The sequence below is a fragment of the Nocardioides pyridinolyticus genome (genome assembly GCF_054653575.1).
The window spans coordinates 232,132-246,225 of sequence record NZ_BAAIFY010000001.1 but is presented as its reverse complement, the minus strand read 5'-3'; the positions used below and the strand labels follow the sequence as shown (position 1 = coordinate 246,225).

The following is a 14,094-nucleotide window of genomic DNA, read 5'->3' as shown; positions in this document are numbered from 1 at the left end:
AGCGCCCCGACGCGTTGCGCCCGAGCGGTCCGACGTCGCCGGCCCGGATGGTCAGAGCCGATGACGCAAAGCCTTCGTGTGGCGACGGCGACCCACTCGTCACCTGCCGCGGTCGCCGAGCCCCCAGAGAGAACTCTGGTACGAGCGGGTCGCTGTCACCGACCTGCCGGGCCGCGTCGCGGTCTGGCGACGAACGCGAGAGCGTCGTCGGGTCGTTCCGGAGGGTGATCCGGTCCAACCACGGCGAGTATCGCACACGTTCGGGCGCAACCCCTCACTCCGAGACACGCAGCGGGTCGCCGACCTCCCCCGTGGCCGCGTCGAGCGGGCCCTGGGCGAGCCGCGTGAGCAACGGCGCGCCGTCGATGTCCAGGCCGGCGACCGCGGCGAGGCCGGACAGCACGTCGTCGGGGCGGACGGCGGGCTCCTGGTGCCGCAGCACGAGGTCGAGCCGGCCGCCGGTCGCGGTCAGCGAGATCACCGCGGCCCGGCAGTCGAACTCCCGCAGGCCCTTCTTGGTCATCCGCTGCACCGGTACGGCGTCGGTGGCGAGGAAGGCGGCGACGGCGGCCGCGGCGGCCTCGGCCGGCACCATCAGGTCGATCTGCCAGCGGCTGGCCTGGAGCCGGTCCGCCAGCGATCCGCCCGGCGACTCGACGACCTCCAGCACGTCGAGCCCGTCGGGCAGCGCCTCCTCGAGCAGCGCCTGCACCGCGGCGGTGTCGACGACCTCGGCGAGCCCGATCTCCAGGTACTCGGCCTCGCTGGCCGAGCCGGTCGGCGCGGCGCCGGCGTACGAGATCCGCGGGTGGGGGTTGAAGCCGGACGAGTACGCCATCGGCACCCGCGCCCGGAAGATCGCCCGCTCGAAGGCCCGGCTGAAGTCGCGGTGGCTGGTGAACCGGAGGCGGCCGCGCTTCGCGTAGCGGATCCGGAGCCGCTGGACGGGCGGGGCTTGCTGCTCGGGCTGGTCACGCACCGGTCAAGGCTACGGCGCGAGCGCCTGCTTCATCGCAAGGGATGGGTAGACCGTGCTCACCCGGTGGCCCTCCAACCAGACCGTGAGCCGCTCGGCCGCCACGATCAGCGCGGCCCGGGCCTCCGAACCGACGTCCTCCAGCAGGTTCAGCACGACGACGCCATCGGGGTCCTGCACCCAGCAACCCACGATCCGGCCGTCCCACCACGCCGTGGTGCCGGCGTTGCCGTTGGTGTCGAACAGCAGCGGGCCGTGCGGTCCAAGGTAGAAGTCCCGCTCCTTCCAGCCCATGACCGTCGGGTCGAGCACCGGCAGCAGCGCGCCCCAGGGCTCGACGACCGACTCCACCCCGCCGTCGGGCAGCAGGGCGTCGTCGGGCAGGAGATACGCCGGACGACCGTCCTCGAGCGCGACCTCGACCGCCGCGAGGTCGGCGAGCGCGGCGCGGACGGCGGTCTTGGTCGAGCCGAGCCACCACACCAGGTCGGCCTCGGTGCCGGGGCCGAACGTGCGCAGCCAGCGACCGACGAGCTCGGCGTACCCGGCCCGCTCCGCCAGCGGCTCCGAGACCTCATCCAGCCAGCTCGTCATCGCGGTCCACTGCGGCCGGGCGGTGCGCCAGTGGCCGGCGTTGCGGCCGCGGACGAGCCGCCCCTCGACGCCGAGCTGGGTGAGCACCCGGGGCGCCACCGAGACGTTCGCGGCGTAGGCGCCCCGGCCGACGTCGAGCCGCCCGCCGAGCTCGAGGACCTCCTCGCGGAGTTCAGCGGCGGAGAGCTCGCTGCCGTCGGCCAGCCGAGCGAGCGCGGCGCTCTCGGCCGCGGCCAGCCAGGCGGCGCCGTCGAGCGCGAGGCCGCCCGCCTCGACCTCCTTCGCGAGACGGGTGCGCAGCGCGGCCGCCACCCGCGCCGACACGCTTCCCCACGCGGCCGGGAGCAGGTCGCGCGGGAAGACGAACAGCGTGCGGCGCATCGCCAGCTGCTTGACCAGGCTGCGGTCGTCGTACAGCGCCCGGTCGACGTCGGCGACGGTGAGGCCCTCGACGCGCGCCCACAGCGAGAGGTAGACGCTCGGCGCCTCAGTCGCGTGGAGCACCGTCATCGCGCGGGTCGCGGCCACGGCGTCGGCGGCCCGGTGGGCCGGGGCGAGCGCGTGGCGGCGGGCCAGCCGCTGTCGTCTCTCGACGTCGGTCACGGTCCGCATGTGGACCATCCTGCCGAAGACCGGCGACACCGCCCCTGGGACGATGGGCCGAGTGAGCACGAACGCGCGCCGGGCGACGGCGCTGGTCCTCGTCGGCATCGTCCTGCTGTCGTTCAACCTCCGTCCCTCGGCGGTGAGCGTGAGCCCGGTGCTGGCCGAGGTGCGCGCGAGCTTCTCGATGTCCGGCCCGGTCGCCGGCCTGCTGACGTCGCTGCCGGTCATCGCCTTCGCGTTCTTCGGCGCGCTCGCCCCGGCGGCGGCCCGCCGGATCGGGATCCACCGGGTCACGTTGCTCGCGATCCTCGCCGCGATTGCCGGCCTGCTCGGCCGGGCGGCCACGGGCAGCGAGGCGCTGTTCCTGGGACTCTCGCTGCTCGCGCTCGGCGGCATGGCGATGGCCAATGTGCTCCTCCCCTCGCTGGTGAAGCTGCACTTCCCCGACCGGATCGGCCGGGTCACCGCGATCTACACGACCGCGCTGTCGATCGGCCTGACGGCGGCCCTAGTGCTGACTGTGCCGATCTCGGACGCGTTCGACAGCTGGCGCTGGGGCCTCGGCGCCTGGGCCTGCCTCGCGGTCGTCGCCGCGCTCCCCTGGCTCTCGCTGGTCGCCCATGACCGCACACTGGAGCGCACGCCCCGCACCATCACGTTCCGCCAGGTCGCCGGAACCCGACTGGGCCAGGCGATGGCGCTGTTCTTCGGCCTCCAGTCGCTCCAGGCCTACGCGATCTTCGGCTGGTTCGCGCAGCTGTGGCGCGACAGCGGCTACTCCGCCACCGTCGCTGGGCTCCTCGCGGGCCTGGTTGCGGGCATGTCGATCCCACTGTCGCTGTGGCTGCCCAACGTGCTGGCCCGCGCCGAGGACCCGCGCCGCCTGCTGTTCGCCGTGATCGCGGCGTACCCGGTCGGCTTCGTGGGACTGATGGTCGCCCCGCACTCGCTGGCCGTGCTGTGGGCGATCATCGTCGGCACCGCGACCGTGACCTTCCCGCTGATCCTCACGCTGATCGGGCTGCGCGCCCGAACGCCCGAGGGCACCGCCGCGCTGTCGGCGTTCACCCAGTCGACCGGCTACCTCGTCGCCGCGGTCGGACCGTTCCTGGTCGGCGTCGTGCACGACGCCACGGGCGCCTGGACCTGGCCGCTCGCGCTGCTGCTCGCGCTCGCGCTGCCGATGCTCCCGCTCGCGGTCTACGTCTCGCACCGGGTGATGGTGGAGGACCAGCTCGCCCTGCGGGTGCCGACCCGGACCTGAGCCGCTCCGTCGAGTTGGGCGGAACTCGCCCGCGAGTTGGGCTCAGTTCGCAGCGCGACGGGATCCGGTCCCGATTCGCGTGCGACGCACGCCCAACTCAACGGCGAGGGGCGCCCAACTCGACGGTTCAGACGACGGAGAGCGGCAGCAGCTGCTGCCCGGTGGGGCCGATCTGGATCTCGGTGCCCATCTCCGGGCACACGCCGCAGTCGTAGCACGGCGTCCAGCGGCAGTCCTCGACCTCGATGTCAGCGCCGTCGGCGGCCGCGAGGGCGTCCTCCCAGTCGGCCCAGAGCCAGTCCTTGTCGAGGCCGGAGTCGAGGTGGTCCCAGGGCAGGACCTCGTCGTACTCGCGCTCCCGGGTGGTGAACCAGGCCAGGTCGACGCCGGTGCCGACGAGGGCCTTCTCGGAGGACTCGACCCAGCGGTCGTAGGAGAAGTGCTCGCTCCAGCCGTCGAAGCGGCCGCCGTCGCGCCACACCTGCTCGATGATCCGGCCGACCCGGCGGTCGCCGCGCGAGAGCAGTCCCTCGATGATGCCGGGCTTGCCGTCGTGGTAGCGGAAGCCGATCGCGCGACCGAACTTCTTGTCCTCGCGGACGGTGTCGCGCAGCTTCTTCAGCCGCTCGTCGGTGGTCTCGTGGTCGAGCTGCGCGGCCCACTGGAACGGCGTGTGCGGCTTCGGCACGAAGCCGCCGATCGAGACCGTGCAGCGGATGTCGTTGCGGCCGGAGACCTCACGGCCCTTGGCGATCACCTTCTTGGCGAGCTCGGCGACCTGGAGGACGTCCTCGTCGGTCTCGGTCGGCAGCCCGACCATGAAGTAGAGCTTCACCTGGCGCCAGCCGTGGGAGTACGCCGTGGCGACGGTCCGGATCAGGTCCTCCTCGGTGACCATCTTGTTGATCACCTTCCGCATCCGCTCCGACCCGCCCTCGGGCGCGAAGGTGAGGCCGGACCGGCGGCCGTTGCGGGAGAACTCGTTGGCCAGTGTGATGTTGAAGGCGTCGACCCGGGTCGACGGGAGCGACAGGGAGACGTTGGAGCCCTCGTAGCGGTCGGCCAGGCCCTTGGCCACGTCGCCGATCTCGGTGTGGTCGGCGCTCGAGAGCGAGAGCAGGCCGACCTCCTCGAAGCCGGACTTGCGGATGCCGTTCTCGACCATGTCGCCGATGGTCTTGATCGAGCGCTCCCGGACCGGGCGGGTGATCATGCCGGCCTGGCAGAAGCGGCAGCCGCGGGTGCAGCCGCGGAAGATCTCGACCGAGAACCGCTCGTGCACCGTCTCGGCGAGGGGCACCAGCGGCTTGGCCGGGTAGGGCCACGCGTCGAGGTCCATCAGCGTGTGCTTGCGGACGCGGAACGGGATGCCGGGCCGGTTCGGCACGACGGCCTCGATGGTGCCGTCGGCGGCGTACGCGACCTCGTAGAAACGCGGCACGTAGATGTTGCCGCTGACCGCGAGCCGGCGGAGCAGCTCGTCGCGGCCGCCGGGGCGGCCCTCGCCCTTCCAGTCGCGGATCACCTCGGAGATCGCGAGGACGACCTCCTCGCCGTCCCCGAGGACGGCCGCGTCGATGAAGTCCGCGATCGGCTCGGGGTTGAACGCCGCGTGGCCGCCGGCGAGCACGACCGGGTCGTCCTCGGTGCGGTTCGCGGCGTGGAGCGGGATGCCCGCGAGGTCGAGCGCGTTCAGCATGTTCGTGTAGCCGAGCTCGGTGGAGAAGCTCAGGCCGAAGACGTCGAACGCCTTCACCGGGCGGTGAGCGTCGACGGTGAACTGCGGGATGCTGTCCTCCCGCATGACCTTCTCCATGTCCGGCCAGACCGCGTAGGTGCGCTCGGCCACGATCCAGTCGCGCTCGTTGAGCACCTCGTAGAGGATCTGCACGCCCTGGTTGGGCAGGCCGACCTCGTACGCGTCGGGGTACATCAGCGCCCAGCGGACCTCGGTGGTCTCCCAGTCCTTGACGGTGGAGTTCAGCTCACCGCCGACGTACTGGATCGGCTTGGACACCGACGGGAGACGCGGCTCGAGCAGCGGGAACACCGACTCCGGGGCGCTGGCGGGCGCGGACATGGACTACCTCGCAGGCTCTGTGGTCAGGGCAGGGGTCAGGGCAAGAGACAAGCGTACGACGCACCCGAGCCGCGCGACGAACCGTCAGTCGCTGTCGGGCGCCAGCTCCTCGAGCGCCTGCCGCGCCTCGACCAGCTCGCGCTGCGCGAGCGCGATCATGTCCTCGAGGCCACGGACGCCGTAGCGGTTGGCCACGTGATGAACGGATTCGGCGATGTCCGGCTCGATCGTCTGCTCGTCGCTCATGGGTTCATCCAAACAGACCTCACGCCGGCGGCGACTCAGCCTCCGCGCGTGCCGCGACGCTCGCGGAGGTGGCCCGCAGCTCGACGGGTGGCAGCAGGAGCAGGACGAGGAAGGCGAGCACGCCCACGCCGGCGGCCAGCACGAACACGGTGTCCATCGACTCGGCGAAGCCGACCTTGAAGGGATGGGCGATGACGGGGTCCATCGTGTCGATGACCGAGGAGTCGTCCTGCACCTCGGCGACCACCCGAGGGATCGGGGGCGTGGCCCGCCGCGACCGCCGCGCGCCACTGCGGTGTCTGGCTCTCCTGCTCGATCGCGGAGGAGATGTTGGAGCCGACGCTCCCGAACGGCACGGAGAGGAAGACCGCCACGCCGAGCGTGCCGCCGATCTGGCGGGAGAACGTGGCCGAGCTGGTCGCCACGCCGATCTCGCCGGGCGGGACCGCGCTCTGCACGATGAGCAGCAGCGGCTGCATGCAGCTGCCGAGGCCCAGGCCGAGCACGAACATCGCCAGGCTGACCAAGAGCTGGGCGGTATCGGCGCCGCACAGGGACAGCAGGAACAGCCCCACGACGATCACCCCCGACCCGACGATCGGGAACAACCGGACGTGGCCGGTGCGAGAGATGACCTGGCCGGACCCGATCGACGACGCCATCATGCCGACCACCATCGGCAGCATCAGCAGCCCGGACTCGGTGGGCGTCGCGCCGTGCACGATCTGCATGTAGAGCGGGAGCAGCATGATGCCGCCGAACATCGCCATGCCCACGATCACGCTCGCGGTGATGGTCACCGCCGCAGCGGGATCAGCGCGGCATCGCCCATCGCCCGCTCGGCCAGCACGAACGCGGCCACGCCGAGCGCGCCGACGGCGTAGCAGGCGATCGACCGGGGCGAGTCCCAGCCCCAGGTGCGGCCCTGCTCCGCCACGGTCAGCAGCGGCACGAGGCCGACGACCAGGGACACCGCGCCCCACCAGTCGATGCGCACCCGGCGCGGGGTGTGGTGGACGTTCAGCGTCGCCGTGACCACGAACAGCGCCAGCACGCCGATGGGCACGTTGACGAGGAACACCCAGCGCCACCCCGAGATGCCGAAGATGATGTCCTGCCCGGCGAAGAAGCCGCCGATGAGGGGACCGAGCACAGCGCGGAGCCGACGACGAAGACCGTGATCGCGAACAGGAACAGCTTCTTGCGCCCGTAGTTGTCGCCGAGCTTGCCGTAGATCGGCGTCGTGATCGTGGCGGTGATCAGGTAGGGCCCTTCGGCGATTCCGTAGGGTTCTGCCCATGAGCGCGAACGCGATACGAGGACGGTTCCAGTGGACGGTCGTCGTACCGGTGCTCGCGGTCGCGCTGCTCGGGGTGACGTGGAGCTACCACGAGGGCGCCGTCGTGCTCTCGCTGATCGCGGCCGGCGTCGTCGGGGCTGTGCTGGCCGCGGTGCACCACGCGGAGGTGATCGCGCACAAGGTGGGCGAGCCGTTCGGGTCGCTGATCCTCGCAGTCGCCGTGACCGTGATCGAGGTCGGCCTGATCGTCATGCTGATGACCAGCGGCGGCCACGGGGTCAGCACGTACGCGCGCGACACCGTCTTCGCCGCGGTGATGATCACCCTCAACGGGATCGTCGGCATCTCGCTGCTGGTCGGCGCCGGCAAGCACCACCTGGTGAGCTTCAACGCGTCCGGCGCCGGGTCGGCGCTGGCGACGGTGGTGACGCTCGCGGCGCTGACGATGGTCCTCCCGAGCTTCACCACGTCGGGCGAGGGACTGCAGTTCTCCACCTCGCAGCTGGCGTTCGCGGCGGTCTGCTCGCTCGCCCTGTACGGCGGGTTCGTGTTCACCCAGACCGTCCGCCACCGCGACTTCTTCCTGCCCGTGAGCAGCGACGAGTACGGCCGGGTGACCGGGATCATCGACGAGGACGGCGACGGCCACGCCGACCCGCCGCCGACCCGGGAGGCGTGGATCAGCCTCGGCCTGCTCGTGGTCTCGCTGGTCTCGGTCGTCGGGCTGGCCAAGCTGCTCTCGCCGACCATCGAGTCGGTGGTGAAGGACCTCGGCTTCCCGTACGCCGTCGTCGGCGTCGTCATCGCGCTCCTGGTCCTGGCGCCGGAGTCCATCGCGGCCGTGCGCAATGCCCTGCGAGACCGGGTGCAGATCAGCCTCAACCTGGCCTACGGGTCGGCCATGGCCTCCATCGGGCTGACCATCCCCACCATCGCGGTCGCGATGATCTGGCTGGACGGACCGCTCGAGCTCGGCCTCGGGTCGACCCAGGTGGTGCTGCTGGCCCTCACGGTGGTGGTCTCCGTCCTGACCGTCGTCCAGGGCCGAGCCAAGGCTCAGCAGGGGCTCGTGCACCTCGTGCTGATGGCGGCGTTCATCTTCTTGTCCATCCAGCCCTGACGCCGATCGGTCAGGTCCGGACGAGCACCCGGTCCGGCACGGTGAACCGGCTCGGCTCGGTCGCGGTCGAGCGCAGGTGGATGTTCTGGAGCAGCCCGATCGCGAGCAGGCCGGCGAACATCGAGCTGCCGCCGTACGAGACGAACGGCAGCGGGACGCCGGTGACCGGCATGATCCCCAGGCACATTCCGACGTTCTGGAAGGCCTGGAAGCCGAACCAGCAGGCGATGCCGGCGGCGGCGAGGCGACCGAAGACGTCGTCGGTGCGGGCGGCGATCCGCAGCGCGCGCCAGATCACGACGCCGAGCAGCGCGATCAGGACGGCGGCCCCGACGAGGCCCAGCTCCTCCCCCGCGACCGTGAAGACGAAGTCGGTGTGCTGCTCGGGCACGAAGCCGGAGCGGGTCTGCGAGCCGTCGAAGAGCCCCTGCCCGAACAGGCCGCCGTTGCCGACGGCGATCCGGGCCTGCTCGACGTTGTAGCCGGCGCCGCGCGGGTCGAGGTCGGGGTTGGTGAACGCGAGGAAGCGATCCACCTGGTACTGCTTGAGGAAGCCGGCCGCGATCGCCGCCACGGCCGCCGTGACGCCACCTGCGGCGAGCAGGGCCAGCCAGCGACGCGGGGCACCGGAGATCGCGAGCACGCCGAAGACGGTCGCCGAGAGCACGAGCATGGTGCCGAGGTCGGGCTGGAGCAGGATCAGGCTGGCCGGGAGGCCGGCGATCACCAGCATCCCGACGACGTCGCCGAGGCTGCCGCCTCCCCGAGAGCCGACCGGGCGGCCGCGGCGGACGTCCGCGCGCTCGGCCACCCAGAGCGCCATGCCGACGACCACGGCGAGCTTCGCGAACTCCGAGGGCTGGATGGACAGGCCGCCGAGTTGCACCCAGGACCGCGAGCCGTTGACGGTGCTGCCCATGGTGAGCACGAGCACCAGCCCGCCGAGCGAGGCGAGGTAGACCAGCGGCGTGATGATCCGCACCCAGCGGTGGTCGGTGGCCATCACGACCACGAGCAGCACCAGGCCGATCGCGATGTTGACCAGCTGCTTCTTCAGGTACGCCGTCGGGTCACCGGCGGTGAGGTCCTCCCGGTGCGTCGTCGCCGACCACACCAGCAGGGTGCCGAGCGTGACCAGCCCGAGCACCGCGAGCATCAGGACCCAGTCCAGCCTGGGGTTCCGGAGCATCAGTCCTCCTTCCGGGCCGACGAGGGGGCCAACGAGGGGGCCGACGAGGGGGCGGGCGGCAGGATGGTGCCGTCCTTCATGAACGTCGGCAGCGCGGTCGGCGGCGTCGTACCCGGGATCGCGGCCTTCTCCGGCCGGACGGTCTCGCCGTCGACGCCGTAGAGCGTCTCCCAGATCTTCCGGATCCCGTCGCCGGTCGATCCGGACCCGGTCCCGCCCTGGCTGATCATCATCACGACGACGTAGTCCTCGGTGTAGGACGCCACCCAGCCGGTCGTCTGCTTGCCGGTGACCTCGGCGGACCCGGTCTTGGCGCGGATGACGACCTGGTCGAGCGGGAAGCCCTGGAGCTTCCAGTTCATCGTGCCGGAGGGGTTCGCCGCGACGCCCTGGAGCGCGGCGTCGATGTAGTCGAGCGTGGCCTTCGGTACGCCGACGTTCCCGGCCTTCTTCGGCGCGAAGCGCTTGAGCACCTGGCCGTCGGGGCTGACGATCGCCTTCGCCACGCGGGGCGCGTAGAGCGTGCCGCCGTTGGCGATCGCGGCGTAGGCGCGGGCGAGCTGGAGCGGGGTGACCAGCGTGTCGCCCTGGCCGATCGCGAAGTTGACGGCGTCGCCGGCCCGGTAGGCGTAGCCCTCGGCGCAGAACTCCCGGGCGAAGAGGTAGACGAAGTCGCTGGTCTCGGCATCCTGCGGCTTGGCCGCGATGTCGCAGTAGTAGTCCTTCATCGACTTGTAGTACTCGCGCTTCCAGGCGCGGTCCGCGATCCGGCCCGACGACTCGCCCGGCAGGTCGATCCCGGTCTCGGACCCGAACCCGAAGGTCTTGGCCTCCTCGACCAGCGGGTCCTTGGCGTCCACGTCGGCGACGTCGGAGCCGAAGCGCTGCCAGTAGTCGTAGCCGATCCGGTAGAAGAAGGTGTTGCAGGAGACCTCGAGCGCCTTGGCGAAGCCGATGTAGCCGTAGGCGCCGGACTCGTAGTTCTTGAAGTCGCGGTTACCGACGCGGAGCGCCGACGAGCAGTTGAGCCGGGTGTCCGGCGAGTAGCCGTGGGTGAGCGCCCCAGCGGTCATGAACGGCTTCCACGTCGACCCCGGCGCGAACTGGCCCTGGGTCGCGCGGCCGAGCAGCGGGTTGCCCGCGGCCTCGGAGTAGAGCCGGGCGAGCTGCTTCTTGGTGATGCCGCCGACCCAGACCCCGGGGTCGTACGTCGGCTGGCTGGCCATGGCGACGATCCGGCCGGTGTCGGCCTCCATGACCACCGCGGCGCCGGAGTCGGCGACGTAGTTGCGCCCGGTCACCGGGTCGTGCTGGCTGCGCTGGTACTGCATCCGTTCGAGGAGCTGCTGCTCGACGACCGCCTGCACCTTGGCGTCGATGCTGGTCACCAGGGTGTCGCCGGGCTGCCCCGCGACCTCGCCGTCGTCGCCGAGCACGCGGCCCATCGAGTCGACCGCGACGCTCCTGTAGCCGGGCATGCCGCGCAGCCAGCGGTCGTACTCCTTCTCGACGCCGGCGCGGCCGACCGACGAGGCACCGTTGACCGAGCGGTCGCCGGCCTCCTCGGCGGCGTCGAGCTCGTCCTCGGTGATCGGGCTGAGGTAGCCGAGCACGTGGGCGAGGTTGATGCCGAAGGGCTTCGGATAGGCGCGCACGCTCTGCTGCTCGGCGAGCACGCCCGGGTAGTCCTCGGGCTGCTCGAGGATGCGCAGCGCCACGTCCTGCTTCACGTCGCTGGCGACCGGCACCGGCTGGTAGGGCGAGCCGTTCCAGCAGTCCCCGACCACCGAGCCGTCGTCGCCGCAGTCGACGAGCAGGCGGTCGATGCGCTTCGCCGGGACGCCGACGACGCCGGCGACCCGCTCGACCAGCACGCCCTGCTGGTGCTCGGTCATCTTGCCGAGCACGGACCGGTCGATCGAGACCACCCACGACGCGCGGTTGGCCACCAGCGGGCGGCCCAGGTCGTCGACGATCAGGCCGCGCTGCGGCTGGACCACGATGTCGCGGACCGACTGCGAGGCGGCCTGTGCGTGGTACTCGTCGCCGCTGACGACCTGGAGGTAGTAGAGCCGCACGAACAGCGTCGCGAACAGCGAGAAGACCAAGGCCTGGATGACGACCAGGCGCAGCCGGCCCGACCGGGAGCTCATCGGGCCAGGGCGCCGCGGTCGGGCTCGAGCCGCCGGAACAGCACCATCACCGGCGGCAGCACGAACGGCGTGAGCAGGACGTCCCACAGCAGCGCGACCGCGATCACCTGGAGCAGCTCGGGGATCGCGATCGGGTCGCCGAGCACGATGCCGGACAGCGCGAACAGCGAGGTGCCGACGAACGACGAGGCGGCGACGGTGAGCACCGCGGTGGTCGCGGACGGGCGGGCGTCCGGCCGACCGTCCCGCCGCACCTGGCCGGCGACGTACCCCACCACCACGAGGGCGAGCGCCCAGCGGCCGGCGAGGTGGTCGGCCGGCGGGGCGAGGTCGAGGACGACGCCCGCGGCGAAGCCGAGCACCATCGCGAACTGCGGTCCGCGGGTCAGCGCGGCACCGACGACCACGAGCAGGCAGATGTTCGGGACGATGCCGTGCCAGGCGACGTGCGGGAACAGCGAGACCTGGAGGACCGCGGCCACGCAGATCGCGGCGAAGGCGAGGAGCGCGCGCAGCCAGGTCATCGCAGGGTCCCGTCCGCTTCGATGATCGAGCGGTCGCTCGGCGTACCCGACGGGACGACGACGCCGACCAGGTCGAGCGCGCCGAAGTCGACGAACGGGTCGATGACGGCCCGCTGCGCGCTCTCGCGGACGCTGGTGAAGACGCTGGTGACCTGCCCGACCGGGACGCCCGCGACGTAGGGGCCGGTGGACTCGCTCCCCCAGGTGACGACCGTGTCGCCCTTGGACGGGACCGCGGTCTGGTCGACCAGCTCGAGGTCGAGGCGGCCGTCGCTGCCGAGCACGCCGCGGCCGTGGAGCAGGCCGACCTGCATGCTGCGCCCGACGCGCGCACCGACGACGGAGTCGGCGTCGACGATGAGCAGCACGGTCGCGGTCGTGCGGGTGACGCGCAGGACCCGGCCGACCAGGCCGTCGTTGTTGACCACGGTGAGGTCGGGGGTGACACCGGCGTCGGAGCCCGCGTCGATCGTGACCGTGCGCGAGAACGACTGCGAGGGCCCCAGCCCGACCACGCGCGCCGGCACCAGCGAGGCACCCAGGCTCTGGGCGGCGGAGGTGAGGCCGTCGTACTCCTCGAGGCGGTTGCGGTCGTAGTCCTGGGTGGCCAGGTCCGAGCGCAGCTGGGAGTTCTCGGCCCGCAGGGCCATCACGTCGCCCTGGAGGTCGTCGCGCGACTGGAGCCAGCGGGGTACGGCGGTGAACGGCCTCACCGCGGTAGCGGTCGCGACCTCGACCGGCCCGAACACCTCGCCGACCGCGCGGCGGACGGAGTCGACCGGGCCGCCGGCCTGCGAGTCCAGCGTCATCAGGCTCAGGCTCGCGAGGACGAGCGCGACGAGGAGCGCGGGCGAGGGCTTGCGACCGTCCGGCCCGCGCCAGCGCCGTTCCTTCATGCGCCCCGCCTCTGGTCGCTGACCAGCACCTGCTGGAGCGCCTCGAACTCCTCCACGCACTTGCCGGCGCCGAGGGCGACGGAGGTGAGGGGCTGCTCGGCGACGTGCACGGGCATGCCGGTCTCGTGGCGCAGGCGCTCGTCGAGGCCGCGGAGCAGGGCGCCGCCGCCGGTCAGCACGATGCCCCGGTCCATGATGTCGCCGGCCAGCTCGGGCGGGGTCTGGTCCAGGGTGGAGCGGACCGCGTCGACGATCGCGTGCAGCGGCTCCTCGAGGGCCTGGCGGACCTCGGCGCTGGACACCACGACCGTGCGGGGCAGACCGGAGACCAGGTCGCGGCCGCGGATCTCGGCCTCGGGCTCGTCGGGCAGCGGGAACGCCGACCCGAGGGTCATCTTGACCTCCTCGGCGGTGCGCTCGCCGAGCATGAGGGAGTACTCCTTCTTCATCCACGCGACGATCGCCTGGTCCAGGTCGTCGCCCGCGGTCCGCACGGACAGGCTGGTGACGATGCCGCCCAGCGAGATGACCGCGACCTCCGTCGTGCCGCCACCGACGTCGACGACCATGTTGCCGGTCGCCTGGTGCACGGGCAGGCCGGCGCCGATCGCGGCGGCCATCGGCTCCTCGACGATGTAGACCCGGCGGGCACCGGCCTGGTAGCCGGCCTCCTTGACCGCGCGCTGCTCGACGGCGGTGATGCCGCTGGGGACGCAGATGACCATCCGCGGCTTGGCGAAGTACCGGCGGCGGTGCACCTGCTGGATGAAGTACCGCAGCATCTGCTCGGTCGCGTCGAAGTCGGCGATCACGCCGTCCTTGAGCGGGCGGATCGCGGTGATGTTGTCGGGCGTGCGCCCGATCATCCGCTTGGCCTCGTGGCCGACGGCGAGGATCTCGCCGGTCGTGTCGTTGAGCGCGACGACGCTCGGCTCGTCGAGGAGCACGCCCTTGCCCCGGACGTAGACGAGCGTGTTGGCGGTCCCGAGGTCCACGGCCATGTCGCGGCCGATGAAGCTGTTCGCCATGCGTCGCCCTGTCGCTGGTGGTACTGCTGGGGAAGGTGTGACAACAGGCTACGAAGCGCTTCCGCGGGTCAGCGGCAGGACACGCGGCCCCACCTGCGGTTTTCCCGCGAGTCGGCGC

At 71.7% G+C, this 14,094-nt stretch carries 13 protein-coding genes and 1 pseudogene; 2 read left to right on the top strand and 12 right to left on the bottom strand.

Annotated features, from left to right (window positions below):
* Positions 1-274: 274 nt before the first annotated feature.
* Positions 275-979 (bottom strand): TIGR03936 family radical SAM-associated protein, encoded by a 705-nt coding sequence (locus ACYQ0U_RS01285; protein WP_459968560.1) that lies wholly within the window; start codon positions 977-979, stop codon positions 275-277.
* Between the two features lie 9 nt (positions 980-988).
* Positions 989-2,182, bottom strand: coding sequence for a winged helix DNA-binding domain-containing protein (locus ACYQ0U_RS01280; protein WP_459968558.1), 1,194 nt, complete (start codon positions 2,180-2,182; stop codon positions 989-991).
* A gap of 43 nt (positions 2,183-2,225) precedes the next feature.
* Between ACYQ0U_RS01280 and ACYQ0U_RS01275 the strand changes: the two genes are divergently transcribed.
* Positions 2,226-3,440 (top strand): MFS transporter, encoded by a 1,215-nt coding sequence (locus tag ACYQ0U_RS01275; protein WP_459968854.1) that lies wholly within the window; start codon positions 2,226-2,228, stop codon positions 3,438-3,440.
* 127 nt (positions 3,441-3,567) lie between these two features.
* On the opposite strand, the gene ACYQ0U_RS01270 is transcribed toward ACYQ0U_RS01275, so the two are convergent.
* The 5 genes and pseudogenes from ACYQ0U_RS01270 to ACYQ0U_RS01250 all read right to left on the bottom strand — a co-directional run bounded on the left by ACYQ0U_RS01270 (position 3,568) and on the right by ACYQ0U_RS01250 (position 6,919).
* A complete protein-coding gene (locus ACYQ0U_RS01270; protein ID WP_459968556.1) occupies positions 3,568-5,520 on the bottom strand; it encodes a TIGR03960 family B12-binding radical SAM protein in 1,953 nt (650 codons plus the stop codon).
* 84 nt (positions 5,521-5,604) lie between these two features.
* Positions 5,605-5,766: a hypothetical protein gene (locus ACYQ0U_RS01265; protein ID WP_459968554.1), complete on the bottom strand. Its 162-nt coding sequence runs from the start codon at positions 5,764-5,766 to the stop codon at positions 5,605-5,607.
* Between the two features lie 19 nt (positions 5,767-5,785).
* The gene (locus ACYQ0U_RS01260) at positions 5,786-6,013 is read right to left on the bottom strand and encodes a hypothetical protein (protein WP_459968874.1); all 228 of its coding nucleotides are present in this window, start codon (positions 6,011-6,013) and stop codon (positions 5,786-5,788) included.
* Between the two features lie 187 nt (positions 6,014-6,200).
* A pseudogene (locus tag ACYQ0U_RS01255) lies at positions 6,201-6,542 on the bottom strand (MFS transporter); the annotation flags it as partial.
* A gap of 20 nt (positions 6,543-6,562) precedes the next feature.
* Positions 6,563-6,919, bottom strand: coding sequence for an efflux MFS transporter permease (locus ACYQ0U_RS01250; RefSeq protein ID WP_459968552.1), 357 nt, complete (start codon positions 6,917-6,919; stop codon positions 6,563-6,565).
* 145 nt (positions 6,920-7,064) lie between these two features.
* Between ACYQ0U_RS01250 and ACYQ0U_RS01245 the strand changes: the two genes are divergently transcribed.
* Entirely contained in the window at positions 7,065-8,186 is a 1,122-nt protein-coding gene (locus ACYQ0U_RS01245) for a calcium:cation antiporter (protein WP_459968550.1), read from the top strand.
* Positions 8,187-8,196: 10 nt separating this feature from the next.
* Here the strand turns inward: ACYQ0U_RS01245 and rodA are convergent, their stop codons facing one another.
* From rodA to ACYQ0U_RS01220, 5 genes are read right to left on the bottom strand one after another with little or no spacing between them, the layout of a single operon-like run.
* Positions 8,197-9,375 (bottom strand): rod shape-determining protein RodA, encoded by a 1,179-nt coding sequence (gene rodA / locus ACYQ0U_RS01240; RefSeq protein WP_459968548.1) that lies wholly within the window; start codon positions 9,373-9,375, stop codon positions 8,197-8,199.
* Positions 9,375-11,528 (bottom strand): penicillin-binding protein 2, encoded by a 2,154-nt coding sequence (gene mrdA, locus ACYQ0U_RS01235; RefSeq protein WP_459968547.1) that lies wholly within the window; start codon positions 11,526-11,528, stop codon positions 9,375-9,377. Before mrdA ends, rodA begins: the two co-directional genes overlap by 1 nt.
* Positions 11,525-12,052: a rod shape-determining protein MreD gene (mreD, locus tag ACYQ0U_RS01230; protein ID WP_459968543.1), complete on the bottom strand. Its 528-nt coding sequence runs from the start codon at positions 12,050-12,052 to the stop codon at positions 11,525-11,527. Before mreD ends, mrdA begins: the two co-directional genes overlap by 4 nt.
* Complete coding sequence (gene mreC / locus ACYQ0U_RS01225) at positions 12,049-12,948, bottom strand: rod shape-determining protein MreC (protein WP_459968542.1); 900 nt, start codon at positions 12,946-12,948, stop codon at positions 12,049-12,051. The genes mreD and mreC overlap by 4 nt, the downstream gene beginning before the upstream one ends.
* A complete protein-coding gene (locus ACYQ0U_RS01220) occupies positions 12,945-13,976 on the bottom strand; it encodes a rod shape-determining protein (protein WP_459968540.1) in 1,032 nt (343 codons plus the stop codon). Before ACYQ0U_RS01220 ends, mreC begins: the two co-directional genes overlap by 4 nt.
* Positions 13,977-14,094: the final 118 nt, after the last annotated feature.

What these genes read in the sequence shown, in the direction of transcription:
- ACYQ0U_RS01280 (WP_459968558.1), bottom strand. Translation starts at nt 2,182, where the DNA reads ATGCGGACCGTGACCGACGTCGAGAGACGACAGCGGCTGGCCCGCCGC.
- ACYQ0U_RS01275 (WP_459968854.1), top strand. Translation starts at nt 2,226, where the DNA reads ATGGGCCGAGTGAGCACGAACGCGCGCCGGGCGACGGCGCTGGTCCTC.
- ACYQ0U_RS01270 (WP_459968556.1), bottom strand. Translation starts at nt 5,520, where the DNA reads ATGTCCGCGCCCGCCAGCGCCCCGGAGTCGGTGTTCCCGCTGCTCGAG.
- ACYQ0U_RS01265 (WP_459968554.1), bottom strand. Translation starts at nt 5,766, where the DNA reads ATGAGCGACGAGCAGACGATCGAGCCGGACATCGCCGAATCCGTTCAT.
- ACYQ0U_RS01245 (WP_459968550.1), top strand. Translation starts at nt 7,065, where the DNA reads ATGAGCGCGAACGCGATACGAGGACGGTTCCAGTGGACGGTCGTCGTA.
- rodA (WP_459968548.1), bottom strand. Translation starts at nt 9,375, where the DNA reads ATGCTCCGGAACCCCAGGCTGGACTGGGTCCTGATGCTCGCGGTGCTC.
- mrdA (WP_459968547.1), bottom strand. Translation starts at nt 11,528, where the DNA reads ATGAGCTCCCGGTCGGGCCGGCTGCGCCTGGTCGTCATCCAGGCCTTG.
- mreD (WP_459968543.1), bottom strand. Translation starts at nt 12,052, where the DNA reads ATGACCTGGCTGCGCGCGCTCCTCGCCTTCGCCGCGATCTGCGTGGCC.
- mreC (WP_459968542.1), bottom strand. Translation starts at nt 12,948, where the DNA reads ATGAAGGAACGGCGCTGGCGCGGGCCGGACGGTCGCAAGCCCTCGCCC.
- ACYQ0U_RS01220 (WP_459968540.1), bottom strand. Translation starts at nt 13,976, where the DNA reads ATGGCGAACAGCTTCATCGGCCGCGACATGGCCGTGGACCTCGGGACC.